Source organism: Streptomyces sp. NPDC057854 (assembly GCF_042797055.1).
Lineage (GTDB): Bacteria > Actinomycetota > Actinomycetes > Streptomycetales > Streptomycetaceae > Streptomyces.
Genome location: NZ_JBHVMF010000006.1, coordinates 238080 through 255269, shown reverse-complemented (window position 1 = coordinate 255269; position 17190 = coordinate 238080). Strand labels below are relative to the sequence as shown.

Below are 17190 nucleotides of genomic sequence, written 5' to 3'. Positions count from 1 at the left end.
TCGCCGCACCGCCCGCCACCGCCAGTCGCCCGTCCGCCCGCTCCCGTACGACCCGAGGAAGCCGCCCATGTGCCCCGTCCGTCCCGTCGTCCCGCCCGTCGCCCCGCCGCGCGTCGCCGTCCTCGCCGACGACCTGACCAGCGCGGGGGACGGGGCGGCGCCCTTCCGGCGGGCCGGGCACCGGGCGCGGGTCCTGCTGTCCGGCAGCCCGCTCGCCGGGCACGGGCAGGAGGACGGCGTCCTCGCCGTGGACCTCGGCACCCGGCTCCTGGACGAGGACGGGGCCGCCGACCGCACCCGGGAGGCGGCCCGCGCCCTGGCCGGTGCGGGGCTGCTGCTCAAGACCGTCGACTCGACCCTGCGCGGCCACGTGGCCGCCGAGATCCGCGCCGCGCGGGAGGGCGCGGGCCGGCGGTCGGTGGTGATCGCCCCCGCGTTCCCCGCCGAGGGGCGCACGACGCGCGCCGGCGTCCAGTACGTGCGCGGGGTGCGCGTCGACGCGAGCGAGTTCGCCCGCGACCCCGCCCACCCCGTCCGGACCGCCGACCTCGCCCGGATCCTCCCGGACGCCGTCCTCGTCGACCCCGACCGGACCGGGGCGCTGCCCGGACTCCTCGCGGACGGCGGGCTGTTCGTCTGCTCCGCCGCCACCGACGCCGACCTGGACCGGATCGTCGCCGCCGTGCCCGACCACGGGGACGTCCTGTGGGTCGGCTCCCCGGGCCTGGCCGCCGCCCTCGCCCGCCACCACGCCCCCACCGGCCCCCTGAGCGCCACCGCGGAACTCCCGCCCGCCGCACGCCCGCTGGTCGCCGTCGGCAGCGCCAACCCCGCCACCCGCCGCCAGCTCGACCTGCTCGCCGCCGCGCCCGGCGCGGTCAGCGCCGACACCGCCGCGCCGCTGGGGGCCGCCGACACGCCCGTACGCGTCCTCCACACGCCCCACGAACGCCGGGCGGACCCCGCCGAGCTGACCCGCGGGCTCGCCGCCTCCGTCGCGGCCCTCGCAGACCGGGCGCCCTTCGACGGGCTGGTGCTCACCGGCGGCGAGACCGCCGAGGCCGTGCTGCGCGCGCTCGGCGCCCACGGCATCGACCTCCACGACGAACCCGAACCCGGCATCGCCCGCGGCACCCTCGCCGGACCCGCCGGCCTCGCCCCCGTCCCGGTCGTCATCAAGGCCGGCGGCTTCGGCGACGACCGCACCCTGCTGCGCCTGCACGCCCTGCTCACCGGCGCCCCGGCCGCCGGTCACGCCTCCAGATAGCGCAGCACCGCGAGGATCCGGGGGCTGTGGCCCTCGGTCCCGCGCAGCTCCAGCTTGTCGAAGACCGCGTTGAGGTGCTTCTCCACCGCGCTCAGCGACAGGTGCAGCCGCCGTGCGATCGCCGCGTTCGTGTACCCCTCCGCCAGCACCTGGAGCACGTCGCGCTCCCGCGCGGTCAGCCGGGCCAGCGGATCGGCGTGCGCGCTGCGGACCACCAGCTGCCGGACGACCTCCGGGTCGATCGCCGCGCCGCCCGCGTGGATCCGCTCCAGCGCGTCCAGGAACTCCTCGACCTGCGCCACCCGGTCCTTCAGCAGATAGCCGACCCGCTCGGCGCCGGCCGCAAGCAGCCGGGCCGCGTAGCTGCGCTCGACGTGCTGGGAGAGCACCAGGACGCCCGTCCCCGGAAGCCGTTCACGGATCTCCACGGCCGCCCGCAGGCCCTCGTCGGTGTGGGTCGGCGGCATCCGGATGTCCACCACGACCACGTCGGGCCGGAGCGTCTCCGCCTCCGCGACCAGCGTCTCCGCGTCGCCGAACGCTCCGGCGACCTCGTGCCCCTCCTCCGCGAGCAGGCGGGCCAGTCCCTCCCGCAGCAGGGTCGAGTCCTCGGCCAGGATCACACGCACGGCAGCTCCGCGACGATGGTGGTGGGTCCCCCGAGGGGGCTGTCGATCCGCAGGACGCCGTCGAGCGCGGCGACCCGCCCGCGCAGCCCCGTCAGGCCGGAGCCCGCCGGGTCCGCGCCGCCCCGGCCGTCGTCCTCGATCCGCACGGTCAGCGGACCGCCGGGCGCCGCCGCGACCCGTACGGAGACGGCGGAGGCGTCCGCGTGCTTGGCCGCGTTGGTGACGGCCTCGGAGACGACGAAGTACGCGGCCGTCTCCACCGGGCGGGGCAGCGGCCCCGTCACCTCGTACGCGATCCGCAGCGGCAGCGCGCACCGCTGCGCCACCCCGCCGAGCGCCTCCTCCAGGCCGAGGCTGTCCAGCGCCGACGGGTACACCCGCCAGGCCACCTCGCGCAGTTCGGCCAGCACCTCCTGAGCCTCCCGGTGCGCCTGCCCCAGCAGGTCCGCCGCCCGCTCCGGGTCCCGGGCACCGCCCCGGCGGGCCCGCCCGATCAGCATGGCGAGCGCCACGAGCCGCTGCTGCACCCCGTCGTGGAGGTCCCGCTCGATCCGCCGCCGCTCCGCGTCCACCGCCTTGACGACGGCCGCCCGGCTGACCGACAGCTCGTCGATCCGGCGCCGCAGCAACTCCCGCTCCGACGGCCCGAAGTGCTCCCGCGCCAGCCGCGCGTCGAGCGCGGTCAGCGCGTACAGCCCCTGGAGCCCCAGGAACAGCAGCACGCCGCCGAGCACGACCTGCGCCAGCAGCTCGCCGGGCCCGAACGCGCCGCGCGCCACACCGCCGGCCAGCAGCACCGCGAGGACCAGCCCGAAGCCGAGCAGCGCCAGCACGACCGCGCAGACGAGCCCCGTCCAGGACCGGACCGCCAGATACCGCACCGCGCCGGCCGCACCCGCGCCCTCGCTCCGGTAAGCGCCCTCATTCCCGTACGCGTACGCCTCGGGGAACCGGTCGCCGAAGAAGCGCTCCCGCCGCCTGCGCTCCAGGCCCGCGAGCCGCCGGGCCCCGGCGCCGAGCAGCTCCAGGGAGCGCGTCCGCGTCCGCGGCCACAACAGGGGTCCGCCGAGCGCGACCCCGGCCACCAGCAGGTACAGCAGCCCCACCGGCGCCGTCAGGCACCCGGCCAGCACCCCCGCCGCCCGGCGCGCCCCGAACCGGCCCCGGCCGTCTTCCCGTCGCTGCACGCCGCCCACCCTAGGCGCGGCGGTGCCGCGGCTCCGCGCCGCGCCCCCGGAGGCGTACGACGAGCCAGGTCGCGGCGGCGGCGACGACCAGCACGACGACGGCCTTGGAGGCGACGCCCACGTACGACTCGACCAGTTCCCAGCGGTCGCCGAGGGCGTAGCCGGCCCCGACCAGGACGCTGTTCCAGACCAGGCTGCCGACGGTGGTGAGGAGCACGAACAGCGGGACCGGCATCCGCTCCACCCCCGCGGGCACCGAGATCAGGCTGCGGAAGATCGGCACCATCCGGCCGAGCAGGACCGCCTTGGTGCCGTGCCGCCGGAACCACGCCTCGGTCCGCTCCAGGTCCGTCACCTTCACCAGCGGCAGCCGGGCCCACAGCGCGTACATCCGGTCGCGGCCGAAGAGCGCGCCGATGCCGTACAGGGCCAGCGCGCCCACCACCGAGCCGAGCGTCGTCCAGAACAGGGCGGAGGCGAGGCTCAGCACGCCCTGCCCGGCGGCGAAGCCGGTCAGCGGCAGGATCACCTCGCTCGGCAGCGGCGGGAAGAGGTTCTCCAGCGCGATGGCGAAGCCCGCGCCCGGCCCGCCGAGCGAGTCGACGAGGCCGGCCGCCCAGCCGGCGATGCCGCCGGCGGGCTCCTGGGCGAGAGCGGTCGGGAACGGCGTCATGAGCCCTCCATGGCAGTGGGGAAGGCCCCCGGCGGACGTGCCGGGGGACCTTCCCCACGCTAGGAACGGCTGCTCGGAGGCGGTATGCGCCTTCCCGCCCGGCGCCCTGCGGAAAACCGCAGGGCGCCGGAGGGCTCAGGCCGGCAGGTCCGCCGCCGTGGGCACCACCACGGCGAACACGTCGGTCAGCCCGGTCAGCGCGGCCCGCTTGAGCTCAGCGGCGGGCACGACCGTGCCGTCCGGCGCGGTCAGCGCCCGGGTGGCGGTGGCCTCGGCGACGACGGTCGGCCGGTAGCCCAGGTTGAACGCCGCCTGGGCGGTGTAGTTGACGCACATGTGCGTCATGAACCCGGCGAGCACCAGGTCCTTGCCGCTGCCCGCCGCGAAACCGAGGCCGGTGAGGACCTTCTCCAGGTCGGTGGCGTGGAAGGCGTTCGGGAAGTTCTTCACCACGACCGGCTCGCCGTCGGCCGGCGCGACCTCGTCGCTGATCGCGCCGACGTGCGCGGTGAGGTCGTACGGGGATCCCTCGCCGCTGTCGTGCTGGATGTGCACGACCGGGGTGCCGGCCGCCCGGGCCCGGGCGAGCAGCCGCGCCGCCTCGGCGACGGCCTCCTCGGCGCCCTCCAGCGCCATCACGCCGGAGCGGTAGGTGTTCTGGACGTCGATGAGGATCAGCACCGCCTCGGAGAGCCGGGCCGGCTCGTCGGACAGGCCGGAGAGGGAGCGCAGGGGAGTGGAGGGAGCGACGGTCATGTCGAGCCTTTCGTGAGAGAAAAGAGGCGAATGAGGGCAAAAGGGGTGTGCGTGGGAAAGGTGGAGGGTCACCGCTCCGGCGTACGGGCGGAAGACGTCCGGGTCAGCGGGCCCCGGTGCGGAACCGGCGGCGGTACGCCGCGGGCGTGGTCGCGAGCTGCCGGCGGAACGCCCGGTGCAGGGTCTCCACCGAGCCGAGCCCCGCCCGCGCCGCCACCTCCGCGAGCGGCGCGTCCGAGGTCTCCAGATGGCGCCGGGCCGCCTCGATCCGGGCCGCCTCCACGTAGGCGGCGGGGCTCGACCCCGTCTCCTGCGCGAAGACCCGGGCGAAGTGCCGCTCGCTCAGGCACATCCGGCCGGCCAGCCGCTCCGTGGACAGGTCGCCGTCCAGGTGGTCCGCGATCCACAGCCGCAGCTCGTCGATGTCCCTCCGGCCGGTCGCCGGACGGCTCAGCGGCACCGAGAACTGGCTCTGCCCGCCCTGCCGCTTCAGATACATCACGAGCTGCCGGGCGACCGCGAGCGCCGTCTCCTCGCCCAGGTCCTCCGCCACCAGGGCGAGGGACAGGTCGAGACAGGCGCTGATCCCGGCCCCGGTCCAGAGCCGTCCCCGGTCCGCCCGGACGAAGATCGGATCAGGGTCGACGGCGACCTCCGGGTGCGCCGCCGCCAGTTGCGCGGCCGTCGACCAGTGGGTCGTCGCGGTCCTGCCGTCGAGCAGGCCGGCCGCCGCCAGGACGTGCGCGCCGACGCAGACCGACGCCACCCGGCGGGCGTGCGGCGCGGTCGCCCGCACCCAGTCCACGACCTCCGGGTCGAGCCGGGCGACGACCCCGCCGTCCGGCGCCGGGTCGACCGCCCCCGGCACGAGGAGCGTGTCCACGTCCGCGCCGACCTCGTCGAAGCCGAGGTCCGCGAGCAGCCGCACCCCCGCCGAGGTCCGCACCTCCCCGGCGCCGCCGGGCGCGGCGAGCCGCACCCGGTAGCGGTCGGGGCCGCCCGCCTCCCGGTTGGCCAGCGCGAAGACCTCGGCCGGTCCGGTGACGTCGAGGAGGTCCACGTCGGGGAAGACGGCGACGACCACCCGGTGGACGGGCTGCCCGCCGGGGGCCGGGGTGGAGTGCGTCTCGGACATGCCCCCACCTTCGCCCGCGCCGCCGGGTGACGGCAATGACGATTCCCTGTCACATCCGGACACGCGCGGCGGGAGGGCCGGGGCGGGAGCGGGCGGCCGTCGGGGTCTCCGGGACCGCCTACTCTTGAACCATGACCATCAGCAGCGACCGGAGCCCCGCAGTGGACGTCCAAGCGACCAAGAGTTACGAGATCCGCACCTACGGGTGTCAGATGAACGTCCACGACTCCGAGCGGCTCTCCGGTCTGCTGGAGGAGGCGGGCTACGTCCGCGCCCCCGAGGGTTCCGACGGCGCCGACGTCGTCGTCTTCAACACCTGCGCGGTCCGCGAGAACGCCGACAACAAGCTGTACGGCAACCTCGGCCACCTCGCCCCGATGAAGACCGCCCGCCCCGGCATGCAGATCGCCGTCGGCGGCTGCCTGGCCCAGAAGGACCGCGACACCATCGTGAAGCGGGCCCCCTGGGTCGACGTGGTCTTCGGCACCCACAACATCGGCAAGCTGCCGGTCCTGCTGGAGCGCGCCCGCGTCCAGCAGGAGGCGCAGGTCGAGATCGCCGAGTCCCTGGAGGCGTTCCCCTCCACCCTGCCGACCCGCCGCGAGTCGGCGTACGCGGCCTGGGTCTCCATCTCGGTCGGCTGCAACAACACCTGCACCTTCTGCATCGTGCCCGCCCTGCGCGGCAAGGAGGAGGACCGCCGCCCCGGCGACATCCTCGCCGAGATCGAGGCGCTGGTCGCCGAGGGCGTCTCCGAGATCACCCTGCTCGGCCAGAACGTGAACGCGTACGGCTCCGACCTCGGCGACCGCGAGGCGTTCAGCAAGCTGCTGCGCGCCTGCGGCGAGATCGAGGGCCTGGAGCGGGTCCGCTTCACCTCCCCGCACCCGCGCGACTTCACCGACGACGTCATCGCCGCCATGGCCGAGACGCCGAACGTGATGCCGCAGCTGCACATGCCGCTCCAGTCCGGCTCGGACACGGTCCTCAAGGCGATGCGCCGCTCCTACCGGCAGGAGCGTTTCCTCGGGATCATCGAGAAGGTCCGGGCGGCGATCCCGCACGCGGCGATCTCCACCGACATCATCGTGGGCTTCCCCGGCGAGACCGAGGAGGACTTCGAGCAGACCCTGCACGTGGTCCGCGAGGCCCGCTTCGCGAACGCCTTCACCTTCCAGTACTCCAAGCGCCCCGGCACCCCGGCCGCCGAGATGGACGGCCAGATCCCCAAGGAGGTCGTGCAGGCCCGCTACGAGCGCCTGGTCGCCCTCCAGGAGGAGATCTCCTGGGACGAGAACAAGAAGCAGGTCGGCCGCACCCTGGAGGTCATGGTCGCCGAGGGCGAGGGCCGCAAGGACGGCGAGACCCACCGCCTCTCGGGCCGCGCCCCCGACAACCGGCTCGTCCACTTCACCAAGCCCGAGCAGGACGTGCGCCCCGGCGACGTGGTGACCGTCGAGATCACCTACGCCGCTCCGCACCACCTCCTCGCCGAGGGCCCCACCACCGCCGTCCGCCGCACCCGCGCGGGCGACGCCTGGGAGAAGCGCCAGGCGGCCGCCGCCGCGAAGCCGGCCGGCGTGCTGCTCGGCCTCCCGAAGATCGGCGTCCCGGACCCGCTCCCGGCCGCCGAGACCCCGGCCTGCGGCGCGGCACACTGAGCGCGACACACTGAGACCGCGCCCCGGGCGGCCGGGGCACTGACCGAGACCCGCGCCCGGAGGAGCCGGTCGGCGACGCCGTGCGCCCGGCTGCCGGGGCAGTAGGCTGCGGATCATGCTTGTCGCCGCAGCCGTGTGCCCCTGCCCGCCGCTCCTCGTGCCCGAGGTCGCCGGCGGCGCCGCCCCCGAGCTGGACGCCGTGCGCGAGCACTGCGCGGACGCCCTCGGGGTGCTCGCCGCCGCCCGGCCCGACCGGCTCGTCGTCGTCGGGCCGGCCCCGGAGGGCGCCACGGGCGCGTTCCCGGCCGGTTCCGCCGGCTCCTTCGCCGGATTCGGCGTCGACCTCACCGTGCGGCTCGGCGACGGCCCCGGGGGGCGGGCGCTGCCGGCCCCGCTCGCCGTCGGCGCCTGGCTGCTCTCCCGTACCCGCTCCGACGTACCCGTCGAAGGGCTCGGGATCGCCGAGCGGGCCGGGACGGAGGAGTGCGCGGAGACCGGCCGGCTGCTGGCCGGCGCCGGAGAGCGGGTCGCGCTGCTCGTCCTGGGCGACGGCAGCGCCTGCCGGACCGTGAAGGCCCCCGGCTACCTCGACGAGCGCGCCGCCGGCTTCGACGCCGAGGCCGCCCGGGCCCTGGGCGCCGCCGACGTGCCCGGCGTCCTCGCGCTCGACGCCTCCCTCGCGTACGAGCTCAAGGCGGCCGGGCGCGCGCCGTGGCAGGTCCTCGCGGGCGCGGCCGAGGGCGCGGGACTGGCGGGGCGGCTCCTGCACGAGGACGCCCCGTACGGCGTGGGGTACCTGGTCGCCGTCTGGTCCTGACGCGGACCCGGCCACGGGAAAGGGCGGTGGCCGCGGAGACGTGCTCCGCGGCCACCGCCCTCACGGGCCCGGCTCAGGCGGCCGGAGGCGCGGGCGGGGGAGTGCCGTCGCCGGGCGTGCCCCGTCCGGGCGTGCCGTCGCCGGGCGTGCCGTCGTCCTTGTGCCCGATCCGGTCGAGGGCGTCCTTGGCCTTGCCGGTACCGGACTGGATCTTGTCGCTGTACTTGCCCTTGGTCCTCTCGTCGACCATCCGCGCGGCCTTGTCCAGGCCCTGGTCGATCTTGTCCCCGTGCTGCTGCGCGAGGTCGGCGACCTTGTGCTTGGCCGGGCCCAGCTTGGCCTTCAGTGAATCCATGAGACCCATGGGGCACCTCTCCGTGTCCGTGTCCTGCCTACCTGCGGGCGGCCTCGCCGGTCTCGCCGCCGACGGCCGTCGCCGTCGACTGCTGCCGCGGGATCTCCACGACCTCCGCGACCTCCGCGTCGGCCCCGGCCCCGTCGGCGTCCGCCTCGGCGGCGGCCTCCGGCGGTCCGGACTCCGCCGGGACGGTCACGCCCGCGACCGGAATCCGGGTCACCGGCCCTTCCGTCCCGCCGCTCTCCGCCGCCCCGGACTCGTCCGTCACAGCGGTCTCCTCCGTCACACCGGTCTCGGTCACCGCGACCGCCACCGCGGCCGTCGCGGCGGCCTCGGGCCCGTCCTCCGCCGTGCCCTTCCTCTTCCGGTTCCGGCGAAACATAGCGAAAACGTCCATATTCACTCCTCAGCGTACTCGTCAGGGGGTGCCGCGCGGGGGAGCGGCGGCGGGAACACGGCCGGAACACCACGGAACATCGGCCGGAACCACTCCCGGGCAACGAGCCCCCGACCCCCCTGTCACGTCGCTCGTTCGGGGACCCCTCCCGAGGTTTGCGAGACTGGGACGGTGAGAAGCGCAGCTCCCGCACCGCGGGTCATCGCCGTCGTCGGCCCCACGGCGGCCGGAAAGTCCGATCTGGGCGTGTACCTGGCCCAGCAGCTCGGCGGCGAGGTCGTCAACGCCGACTCGATGCAGCTCTACCGCGGGATGGACATCGGGACCGCCAAACTGACGCCGGAGGAGCGCGGGGGCGTCCCGCACCACCTCCTCGACATCTGGGACGTCACCGAGGCCGCCAGCGTCGCCGAGTACCAGCGGCTCGCCCGCGCCGAGATCGACCGCCTGCTCGCCGAAGGCCGTACCCCCGTCCTCGTCGGCGGCTCCGGCCTGTACGTACGCGGCGCCGTGGACGCCCTGGAGTTCCCCGGCACCGACCCCGACGTCCGGGCCCGTCTGGAGGCGGAGCTCGACGAGCGCGGCTCCGGCGTCCTGCACGCCCGGCTGGCCGCCGCCGACCCCGAGGCGGCGCGCGCGATCCTCCCCAGCAACGGCCGCCGGATCGTCCGGGCTCTGGAGGTCATCGAGATCACCGGCAAGCCCTTCACCGCCAACCTCCCCGGCCACGAGTCCGTCTACGACACCGTGCAGATCGGCGTCGACGTGGCCCGGCCCGAGCTCGACGAGCGGATCACCACGCGCGTGGACCGCATGTGGGAGGCCGGGCTCGTCGACGAGGTCCGCGCCCTGGAGGCGGTCGGACTGCGCGAGGGGCGCACGGCCTCCCGCGCGCTCGGCTACCAGCAGGTGCTCGCGGCGCTCGCCGGGGAGTGCACCGAGGACGAGGCGCGCGCCGAGACCGTCCGCGCCACCAAGCGCTTCGCCCGCCGCCAGGACTCGTGGTTCCGCCGCGACCCGCGGGTCCACTGGCTCAGCGGCGCCGCCGCGGACCGCGGGGAACTCCCGCGGGAGGCGCTGTCGTTGGTCGAACGAGCGGTTACAGCCTGATCACGTGATGGCATCGGGACGCCCTGCCCGTCATTTCGACGGTCGGGAGCGTGCCATCATCGAGCATCGATCGACCAAGTGGAGTCCGAGTGGGGAGGGCGCGTGGCGATGGAGGCCGGCCCTCGCGACAGAGAACAGCACGAGTCGGTGCCCGGGGCTGCCCCGGGGCTGACGCCCGACGGGCCCGACGACGCCGAGGGCTCCGCGGTCGAGGTCGACGCGGGCGAGGTGGAGGTCGAGCTGCGCCCCCGGCGCCTGCTGCGGATCTGGCAGCTCGCCCCGATCGTGGGCCTCGCCGCCGTCGGCTCCCTGATGTTCGCCTTCCCGCTGGCCTTCGGCTCCGGCGACGGTGGCGCGGTCGTCGCCATGCTGGGACTGCTGATCAGCTTCTGCGCCGCCGGCTGGGGCATGATGGCCGCCCGCAAGGTCGGCTACACCTGGCCGGGGCTGCCGAAGCGCGGCTCCGGCGAGCGGCCGGACTGGCGGGTCCTCACCCTGTACGTGACCAGCATCGCGGCCCTCGTCGCGCTGGCGGTCTGGCGGGTCGCCCGGCTCCGCTGAGCCACCCTGTGGACAACCGGAACCCCGGTCCGCGCGGCACCGTACAGTTGATCGCGTGACCAGCACGCAGACCACCCCGCTCCGCTATCTCAAGGGCCACGGCACCGAGAACGACTTCGTGATCGTCCCCGACGCGGAGAACGAGATCGACCTGCCCCCCGCCCTCGTCGCCCGGCTCTGCGACCGCCGCGCCGGCCTCGGCGGCGACGGCGTGCTGCACGTCGTGCGCAGCGCCGCCCACCCCGAGGCCCGCGCCATGGCCGGCGAGGCCGAGTGGTTCATGGACTACCGGAACGCCGACGGCACCGTCGCCGAGATGTGCGGCAACGGCGTCCGGGTCTTCGCCCGCTACCTGGAGCACGCCGGCCACGTCACCGCCGGCGAGGTCGCCGTCGCCACCCGCGGCGGCGTCAAGCACGTCCACCTCGACAAGGACGGCTCCGTCACCGTCGCCATGGGCCGGGCCGTGCTCCCCGACGAGGGCGTCACGGTCACCGTCGACGGGCGCAGCTGGCCCGCGCGGAACGTGAACATGGGCAATCCGCACGCGGTCGCCTTCGTCGAGGACCTCGCGCACGCCGGGACCCTGTACGACGAGCCGCCGTACGAGCCCGCCTCCGTCTACCCCGACGGGGTCAACATCGAGTTCGTCGCCGACCGGGGCCCCCGCCACGTCGCCATGCGGGTGCACGAGCGCGGCGCCGCCGAGACCCGCTCCTGCGGCACCGGCGCCTGCGCCGTCGCCGTCGCCACCGCCCGCCGCGACGGCGCGGACCCCGCCGAGACCGGCGCCCCCGTCACGTACACCGTCGACGTGCTCGGCGGCACCCTCGTCATCACCGAGCACCCCGACGGACAGATCGAGATGACCGGACCGGCCGTCATCGTCGCCGAGGGCACCCTGGAGCCCTCCTGGCTCGCGCAGGCCTGAAACAGCGGGGCCGGGCGCTCTCCGGGCGGTGCCGTGGGCGCGGCCGGAGGGCGTAATCGAAACAGTCAACGACTCGCGCGTCGCTCGAATGGGTGATCCGATTCACGCTGGGCGAGAGCGTGACTGCGCCACGTGGTGGGGTCGGTAGCATCAAGCACCGGCCCTCCGGGCTCTCCCCGCCCGTCCACCGCCGGTCGACGTCGCCGGAGGTGCCCCATGAGCGCAGAGGCCACGAACCCCGTGAGCGCGGCCGAGGCCGCGGCCACCGACACGGGCGTCCGCAGGCGCGGACGCGCCCGGCTGGACCTGCGGAGGCTCGGCCGGGCCGCCCTGCTCGGCGCCACCGCGGGCCCCGCACCGCGCGACCGGCTGCCCGACGCCATCAGCCACGTCGCCGAGGCGCACCGGGCCCACCATCCCGAGGCCGACCTGTCGGTGCTGCGCCGGGCGTACGTGCTCGCCGAGTCCTCGCACCGGGGCCAGTTCCGCAAGAGCGGCGAGCCGTACATCACCCATCCGCTCGCCGTCACCCTGATCCTCGCCGAACTCGGCGCCGAGACCACGACCCTGACCGCCTCTCTCCTCCACGACACCGTCGAGGACACGGAGGTGACGCTCGATCAGGTGCGCCGCGAGTTCGGCGACGAGGTCGCGTACCTGGTCGACGGCGTCACCAAGGTGGAGAAGATCGACTACGGGGCCGCCGCCGAACCCGAGACCTTCCGCAAGATGCTCGTCGCCACCGGTGACGACGTGCGGGTCATGTCGATCAAACTCGCCGACCGGCTCCACAACATGCGCACCCTCGGCGTCATGCGCCCCGAGAAACAGGCCCGCATCGCCAAGGTCACCCGGGACGTCCTGATCCCCCTCGCCGAACGGCTCGGCGTCCAGGCCCTCAAGACCGAACTGGAGGACCTGGTCTTCGCGATCCTCCACCCCGAGGAGTACGAGACCACCCGCGCGCTCATCGCCGGCGCCACCGGCTCCGGATCGCCGGACGCGCTCGCCGCCGTCGCCGACCAGGTCGCGACCGTGCTGCGTGAGGCCGGCATCGCCGCCGAAGTCCTCGTCCGGCCCCGCCACTTCGTCTCCGTCCACCGCGTCCGGCTCAAGCGCGGCGAGCTGCGCGGCTGCGACTTCGGGCGGCTCCTCGTCCTCGTCGCCGAGGACGCCGACTGCTACGCGGTCCTCGGCGAGCTGCACACCTGCTTCACCCCCCTCATCTCGGAGTTCAAGGACTTCATCGCCGCCCCGAAGTTCAACCTCTACCAGTCGCTGCACACCGCGATCGCCGCCCCCGACGGCGGCGTCGCCGAGGTCCTCATCCGCACCCACCGCATGCACAAGGTCGCCGAGGCGGGGGTCGTCGCCCTCGGCAACCCCCACGTGGGCCAGGAACCGGACCCCGCCGCCCCGCCCGCCGACGAGACCGAGCGCACCGACCCCACCCGGCCCGGCTGGCTCGCCCGCCTCCTCGCCTGGCAGCAGTCCGCGCCCGACCCCGACACCTTCTGGTCCTCGCTCCGCGCCGACCTCGCCGAGGACCACGAGATCACCGTCTTCCGCGCCGACGGCGGCACCCTCGGGCTGCCCGCCGGCGCCACCTGCGTCGACGCCGCCTACGCCCAGCACGGCGCCGCCGCCCACGCCTGCCTCGGCGCCCGCGTCAACGGCCGGCTCGCCCCGCTGAGCACGGTCCTCTCCGACGGCGACACCGTGCAGCTGCTGCTCGCCCAGGACGCCGGCTCCGGGCCGTCCCCGGCGTGGCTGGACCACGCCCGCACCCCCGCCGCCCGGATCGCCATCACCGGCTGGCTCCAGGCCCACCCGGAGGCCGCCCAGCAGCCCGCCGCCGCCCCCCGCCCGCCGCTCAGCGTCGCCGCCGACCGCGGCTCCGGCGCCGACCTGCACGCCGACCTCGGCGACGGCCCGCCGGCCCCGGTCCGCCCGGCCGGCTGCTGCACGCCCGTCCCGCCCGACGCGATCACCGGCTTCCGGGTCCGCGGCGGCGCCGTCACCGCCCACCGCTCCGGCTGTCCCGCCGTGGACGTCATGCGGCGGCTCGGCCGGGACGCCGTACCCGTGCGCTGGGGGAACGCCGCCCACTGCCGGGTCACCCTGGTCGCCGAATCGTTCGGCCGCCCCGGCCTCCTCGCCGACCTCACCGAGGCCATCGCGACCGCCGGCGCCGAAGTCGTCGCCGCCACCGTCGAACCGCCCAGCGAGCAGCGGGTCCGCCACACGTACACCCTGCAGCTCGCCGACGCCGCCGAGCTCCCGACCCTCATGCGCGCCATGCGCGACGTCCCCGGCGTCTACGACGTGAGCCGCACCCACCGGCTCTGAGACCCGGCGGGCCCGGGGCGCGGCACGCGCGCGCGTGCGGAGCGCGTACCGGTGATCACACGACGTGCCCCCTTCGGGTGGCGGGTGCGCGCGTCGGCCACCGCGGGCGGGGCGGCCCCTGGTAGCCCTGGCCCATGCCGCTCACCTCCCGCCCCGTCCGTCCGGACACCGCCCGCACGCCCGCCTCGCCCGACGCCGGCCGCCCCGCGCGGCCCGCCCGCCGGCGGTGGCTGCGGTCCGCCGTGCTCGTCGCGGCCTCCGCCGCGCTCGTCGCCGCCGCCCAGCCCGCCCCGGCCCCCCTCGGCATCGGCGACCCGCTCTTCCCCCACCTCGGCAACCCCGGCTACGACGTCCTCGCCTACGACATCGCCCTCACCTACTCCGGGGTGAACACCGAACCGCTCGCTGCCGTCACCCGCGTCGACGCCCTCGCCACCGCCGACCTCGAGCGGCTCCACCTCGACTTCACCCACGGCACCGTCTCCGCCGTCACCGTCGACGGCCTGCCCGCCGCGTACGAGACCAGCGGCGAGGACCTCGTCATCACCCCCGTCGTCCCCATCGACGCCGGCGAGCCCGTCACCGTCACCGTCCGCCACACCAGCGACCCGCGCGGCCCCGCCCAGAACGGCGGCTGGGTCCGCACCTCCGACGGCCTCGCCATGGCCAACCAGGCCGACGCCGCCCACCGCGTCTTCCCCTCCAACGACCACCCCTCCGACAAGGCCGCCTTCACCTTCCGGATCACCGCCCCGCGCGAGCTGACCGCCGTCGCCAACGGCCTCCCCGCCGGCCGCGTCGCCCACGGCGCCACCACCACCTGGACCTATCGCACCCGCCACCCCATGGCCACCGAACTCGCCCAGGTCTCCATCGGCCGCTCCGCCGTCCTGCACCGCACCGGACCGCGCGGCCTCCCCGTCCGGGACGTCGTCCGCGCCCAGGACCGGGAGACGCTGGAGCCCTGGCTGCGCCGCACCCCCGCCCACCTGGAGTGGATGGAACGCAAGGTCGGCCCGTACCCCTTCGAGACGTACGGCGTGCTGGTCGCCGACGCCACCACCGGCTTCGAGCTGGAGACCCAGACCCTCTCCCTCTTCGAACGGCGGCTCTTCACCGACCCCCGCTTCCCTGCCTGGTACGTCGACGCGATCATGGTCCACGAACTCGCCCACCAGTGGTTCGGCGACAGCGTCTCCCCCCGCACCTGGTCCGACCTGTGGCTCAACGAGGGACACGCCAGCTGGTACGAGGCGCTGTACGCCGACGAGACGGCCGGCAAGTCCCTGGAGAAGCGCATGAAGGCCGCGTACGCCGCCTCCGACGGCTGGCGCGCCGCCGGAGGACCGCCCGCGGCCCCCCGCCCGGCCGCCCCCGGCGCCAAGCTCAGCCTCTTCCGGCCCGTCGTCTACGACGGCAGCGCGCTCGTCCTCTACGCCCTCCGGCAGGAGATCGGCACCGCCGCCTTCGACCGCCTCCAGCGGCGCTGGGTCGCCGCGCACCGCGACGGCGTCGCCTCGACCGCCGACTTCACCGCCCTCGCCGAAGAGGTCTCCGGACGCGAGCTCGACGCCTTCTTCACCGGCTGGCTGTACGGCGAGAAGACCCCGCCGATGCCCGGCCAACCCGACTGGCGCAGCCTCCCGCCCGCGGACGCCGAGCGCTGAGGAAACCCGCGTGACGGGCGCCGCGCGGCCGTGTCACCATCGTCAGGTCGGCGACGCGGCCGGCGGGACCCGTGAGGGAATCCCCGCGAGGGAATCATCCGGGGCCGCCGCGCGTTGTAACCGACACCATCGTTCCGACCTACGTAAGGATCCAATGACCTCCTCTTCTTCCCCTTCCCAGGACGAGCAGAGCTTCGCGCAGTCGCGCCGCACCGAGAGCCTTCGGGCCGATGCCCTGATGGAAGAGGACGTCGCCTGGAGCCACGAGATCGACGGAGAGCGGGACGGCGACCAGTTCGACCGCTCCGAGCGTGCGGCGCTGCGCCGCGTCGCCGGCCTCTCCACCGAGCTCGAGGACGTCACCGAGGTCGAGTACCGGCAGCTGCGCCTGGAGCGCGTCGTGCTCGTCGGCGTCTGGACCTCGGGGACCGTGCAGGACGCCGAGAACTCCCTCGCGGAGCTCGCTGCCCTCGCCGAGACGGCGGGCGCCCTCGTCCTCGACGGCGTGATCCAGCGCCGCGACAAGCCCGACCCGGCCACCTTCATCGGTTCCGGCAAGGCCCAGGAGCTCCGGGACATCGTCATCGAGACCGGTGCCGACACCGTGGTCTGCGACGGCGAGCTCAGCCCCGGCCAGCTCATCGCCCTCGAAGACGTCGTCAAGGTCAAGGTGGTCGACCGGACCGCGCTGATCCTCGACATCTTCGCCCAGCACGCCAAGTCCCGCGAGGGCAAGGCACAGGTCGCCCTCGCGCAGATGCAGTACATGCTGCCGCGCCTGCGCGGCTGGGGTCAGTCGCTGTCCCGGCAGATGGGTGGCGGCGGCGGTGGCGGCATGGCCACCCGAGGCCCCGGTGAGACCAAGATCGAGACCGACCGGCGCCGCATCCGCGAGAAGATGGCGAAGATGCGCCGGGAGATCGCGGAGATGAAGACCGGCCGCGACGTCAAGCGGCAGGAGCGGCGCCGCAACAAGGTGCCGTCCGTCGCCATCGCCGGCTACACCAACGCCGGCAAGTCCTCCCTGCTCAACCGCCTCACGGGCGCAGGCGTCCTGGTGGAGAACGCGCTGTTCGCCACCCTCGACCCGACCGTCCGCCGGGCCGAGACGCCGTCCGGCCGGGTCTACACCCTGGCCGACACCGTCGGTTTCGTCCGGCACCTGCCGCACCATCTGGTCGAGGCGTTCCGCTCCACCATGGAGGAGGTCGCCGACGCCGACCTCATCCTGCACGTGGTGGACGGCTCGCACCCCGCCCCGGAGGAGCAGCTGGCCGCCGTGCGCGAGGTCTTCCGGGACGTCGGCGCGGTGAACGTGCCGGAGATCGTGATCGTCAACAAGGCCGACGCGGCCGACCCGCTGGTCCTCCAGCGCCTGCTCCGCGTCGAGAAGCACTCCATGGCCGTCTCCGCCCGCTCGGGCGCCGGCATCGAGGAGCTGCTCGCCCTGATCGACCGCGAGCTGCCGCGCCCGGAGGTGGAGATCGAGGTCCTCCTGCCCTACACGCAGGGCGGTCTCGTCTCCCGCGTCCACGCCGAGGGCGAGATGCTCTCCGAGGAGCACACCCCGGAGGGCACCCTGGTCAAGGCCCGGGTGCACGAGGAACTGGCGGCGGCGCTCGCGCCGTACGTCCCCGCCGCGCACTGAGCACGACCCCGCACGAAGGCGCCGGCCCCCTCCCTTTCCCGGGA

16 protein-coding genes are annotated in these 17190 nt (G+C 75.1%); 9 read left to right on the top strand and 7 right to left on the bottom strand.

What is annotated here, in order from left to right; all coding sequences use genetic code 11:
- The first annotated feature begins 67 nt into the window (after window positions 1-67).
- Window positions 68-1267, top strand: a complete 1200-nt coding sequence (locus ACFVQZ_RS11870; RefSeq protein ID WP_383621320.1) for a four-carbon acid sugar kinase family protein — start codon at window positions 68-70, stop codon at window positions 1265-1267.
- Here ACFVQZ_RS11870 and ACFVQZ_RS11865 read toward each other — a convergent pair.
- From ACFVQZ_RS11865 to ACFVQZ_RS11845, 5 genes are all read right to left on the bottom strand, one after another.
- Entirely contained in the window at window positions 1252-1896 is a 645-nt protein-coding gene (locus tag ACFVQZ_RS11865) for a response regulator (protein WP_383621318.1), read from the bottom strand. The genes ACFVQZ_RS11870 and ACFVQZ_RS11865 overlap by 16 nt on opposite strands.
- Window positions 1887-3083, bottom strand: coding sequence for a sensor histidine kinase (locus ACFVQZ_RS11860; RefSeq protein ID WP_383621316.1), 1197 nt, complete (start codon window positions 3081-3083; stop codon window positions 1887-1889). The genes ACFVQZ_RS11865 and ACFVQZ_RS11860 overlap by 10 nt, the downstream gene beginning before the upstream one ends.
- A gap of 10 nt (window positions 3084-3093) precedes the next feature.
- On the bottom strand, window positions 3094-3756 hold the full coding sequence (locus ACFVQZ_RS11855; RefSeq protein WP_383621314.1) for a DedA family protein: 663 nt from the start codon (window positions 3754-3756) through the stop codon (window positions 3094-3096).
- 135 nt (window positions 3757-3891) lie between these two features.
- Complete coding sequence (locus ACFVQZ_RS11850; protein WP_030495068.1) at window positions 3892-4512, bottom strand: cysteine hydrolase family protein; 621 nt, start codon at window positions 4510-4512, stop codon at window positions 3892-3894.
- A gap of 103 nt (window positions 4513-4615) precedes the next feature.
- The gene (locus ACFVQZ_RS11845) at window positions 4616-5647 is read right to left on the bottom strand and encodes a GlxA family transcriptional regulator (RefSeq protein WP_383621311.1); all 1032 of its coding nucleotides are present in this window, start codon (window positions 5645-5647) and stop codon (window positions 4616-4618) included.
- A 131-nt stretch (window positions 5648-5778) separates the two neighbouring features.
- Between ACFVQZ_RS11845 and miaB the strand changes: the two genes are divergently transcribed.
- Window positions 5779-7308 carry a tRNA (N6-isopentenyl adenosine(37)-C2)-methylthiotransferase MiaB gene (gene miaB / locus ACFVQZ_RS11840; protein ID WP_036414900.1) on the top strand — a complete coding sequence of 510 codons (1530 nt, stop codon included), beginning with the start codon at window positions 5779-5781 and terminating at the stop codon, window positions 7306-7308.
- Between the two features lie 115 nt (window positions 7309-7423).
- Window positions 7424-8125: a class III extradiol dioxygenase subunit B-like domain-containing protein gene (locus ACFVQZ_RS11835; RefSeq protein WP_030495071.1), complete on the top strand. Its 702-nt coding sequence runs from the start codon at window positions 7424-7426 to the stop codon at window positions 8123-8125.
- Window positions 8126-8198: 73 nt separating this feature from the next.
- On the opposite strand, the gene ACFVQZ_RS11830 is transcribed toward ACFVQZ_RS11835, so the two are convergent.
- Together ACFVQZ_RS11830 and ACFVQZ_RS11825 are read right to left on the bottom strand one after the other, a co-directional pair.
- A complete protein-coding gene (locus ACFVQZ_RS11830; protein ID WP_030495072.1) occupies window positions 8199-8489 on the bottom strand; it encodes an antitoxin in 291 nt (96 codons plus the stop codon).
- Between the two features lie 28 nt (window positions 8490-8517).
- Window positions 8518-8880, bottom strand: a complete 363-nt coding sequence (locus ACFVQZ_RS11825; protein WP_383621309.1) for a hypothetical protein — start codon at window positions 8878-8880, stop codon at window positions 8518-8520.
- Between the two features lie 171 nt (window positions 8881-9051).
- Here ACFVQZ_RS11825 and miaA point away from each other — a divergent pair, with 171 nt between their 5' ends.
- The 6 genes from miaA (at window position 9052) to hflX (ending at window position 17146) form a co-directional block, all read left to right on the top strand.
- Window positions 9052-9990, top strand: coding sequence for a tRNA (adenosine(37)-N6)-dimethylallyltransferase MiaA (gene miaA, locus ACFVQZ_RS11820; RefSeq protein ID WP_030495074.1), 939 nt, complete (start codon window positions 9052-9054; stop codon window positions 9988-9990).
- A 108-nt stretch (window positions 9991-10098) separates the two neighbouring features.
- Window positions 10099-10551, top strand: coding sequence for a hypothetical protein (locus ACFVQZ_RS11815; protein WP_030495075.1), 453 nt, complete (start codon window positions 10099-10101; stop codon window positions 10549-10551).
- Window positions 10552-10606: 55 nt separating this feature from the next.
- Window positions 10607-11482: a diaminopimelate epimerase gene (gene dapF / locus ACFVQZ_RS11810; RefSeq protein WP_030495076.1), complete on the top strand. Its 876-nt coding sequence runs from the start codon at window positions 10607-10609 to the stop codon at window positions 11480-11482.
- A gap of 216 nt (window positions 11483-11698) precedes the next feature.
- Entirely contained in the window at window positions 11699-13831 is a 2133-nt protein-coding gene (locus ACFVQZ_RS11805) for a bifunctional (p)ppGpp synthetase/guanosine-3',5'-bis(diphosphate) 3'-pyrophosphohydrolase (protein ID WP_030495077.1), read from the top strand.
- 134 nt (window positions 13832-13965) lie between these two features.
- Window positions 13966-15498 (top strand): M1 family metallopeptidase, encoded by a 1533-nt coding sequence (locus ACFVQZ_RS11800; RefSeq protein ID WP_383621306.1) that lies wholly within the window; start codon window positions 13966-13968, stop codon window positions 15496-15498.
- A gap of 154 nt (window positions 15499-15652) precedes the next feature.
- Complete coding sequence (gene hflX, locus ACFVQZ_RS11795) at window positions 15653-17146, top strand: GTPase HflX (RefSeq protein WP_030495079.1); 1494 nt, start codon at window positions 15653-15655, stop codon at window positions 17144-17146.
- Window positions 17147-17190 lie beyond the last annotated feature (44 nt).

What these genes read in the sequence shown, in the direction of transcription:
- ACFVQZ_RS11825 (WP_383621309.1), bottom strand. Translation starts at nt 8,880, where the DNA reads ATGGACGTTTTCGCTATGTTTCGCCGGAACCGGAAGAGGAAGGGCACG.
- ACFVQZ_RS11815 (WP_030495075.1), top strand. Translation starts at nt 10,099, where the DNA reads ATGGAGGCCGGCCCTCGCGACAGAGAACAGCACGAGTCGGTGCCCGGG.
- miaB (WP_036414900.1), top strand. Translation starts at nt 5,779, where the DNA reads ATGACCATCAGCAGCGACCGGAGCCCCGCAGTGGACGTCCAAGCGACC.
- ACFVQZ_RS11845 (WP_383621311.1), bottom strand. Translation starts at nt 5,647, where the DNA reads ATGTCCGAGACGCACTCCACCCCGGCCCCCGGCGGGCAGCCCGTCCAC.
- ACFVQZ_RS11855 (WP_383621314.1), bottom strand. Translation starts at nt 3,756, where the DNA reads ATGACGCCGTTCCCGACCGCTCTCGCCCAGGAGCCCGCCGGCGGCATC.
- ACFVQZ_RS11870 (WP_383621320.1), top strand. Translation starts at nt 68, where the DNA reads ATGTGCCCCGTCCGTCCCGTCGTCCCGCCCGTCGCCCCGCCGCGCGTC.
- ACFVQZ_RS11850 (WP_030495068.1), bottom strand. Translation starts at nt 4,512, where the DNA reads ATGACCGTCGCTCCCTCCACTCCCCTGCGCTCCCTCTCCGGCCTGTCC.
- ACFVQZ_RS11800 (WP_383621306.1), top strand. Translation starts at nt 13,966, where the DNA reads ATGCCGCTCACCTCCCGCCCCGTCCGTCCGGACACCGCCCGCACGCCC.
- hflX (WP_030495079.1), top strand. Translation starts at nt 15,653, where the DNA reads ATGACCTCCTCTTCTTCCCCTTCCCAGGACGAGCAGAGCTTCGCGCAG.
- ACFVQZ_RS11830 (WP_030495072.1), bottom strand. Translation starts at nt 8,489, where the DNA reads ATGGGTCTCATGGATTCACTGAAGGCCAAGCTGGGCCCGGCCAAGCAC.
- ACFVQZ_RS11805 (WP_030495077.1), top strand. Translation starts at nt 11,699, where the DNA reads ATGAGCGCAGAGGCCACGAACCCCGTGAGCGCGGCCGAGGCCGCGGCC.
- ACFVQZ_RS11835 (WP_030495071.1), top strand. Translation starts at nt 7,424, where the DNA reads ATGCTTGTCGCCGCAGCCGTGTGCCCCTGCCCGCCGCTCCTCGTGCCC.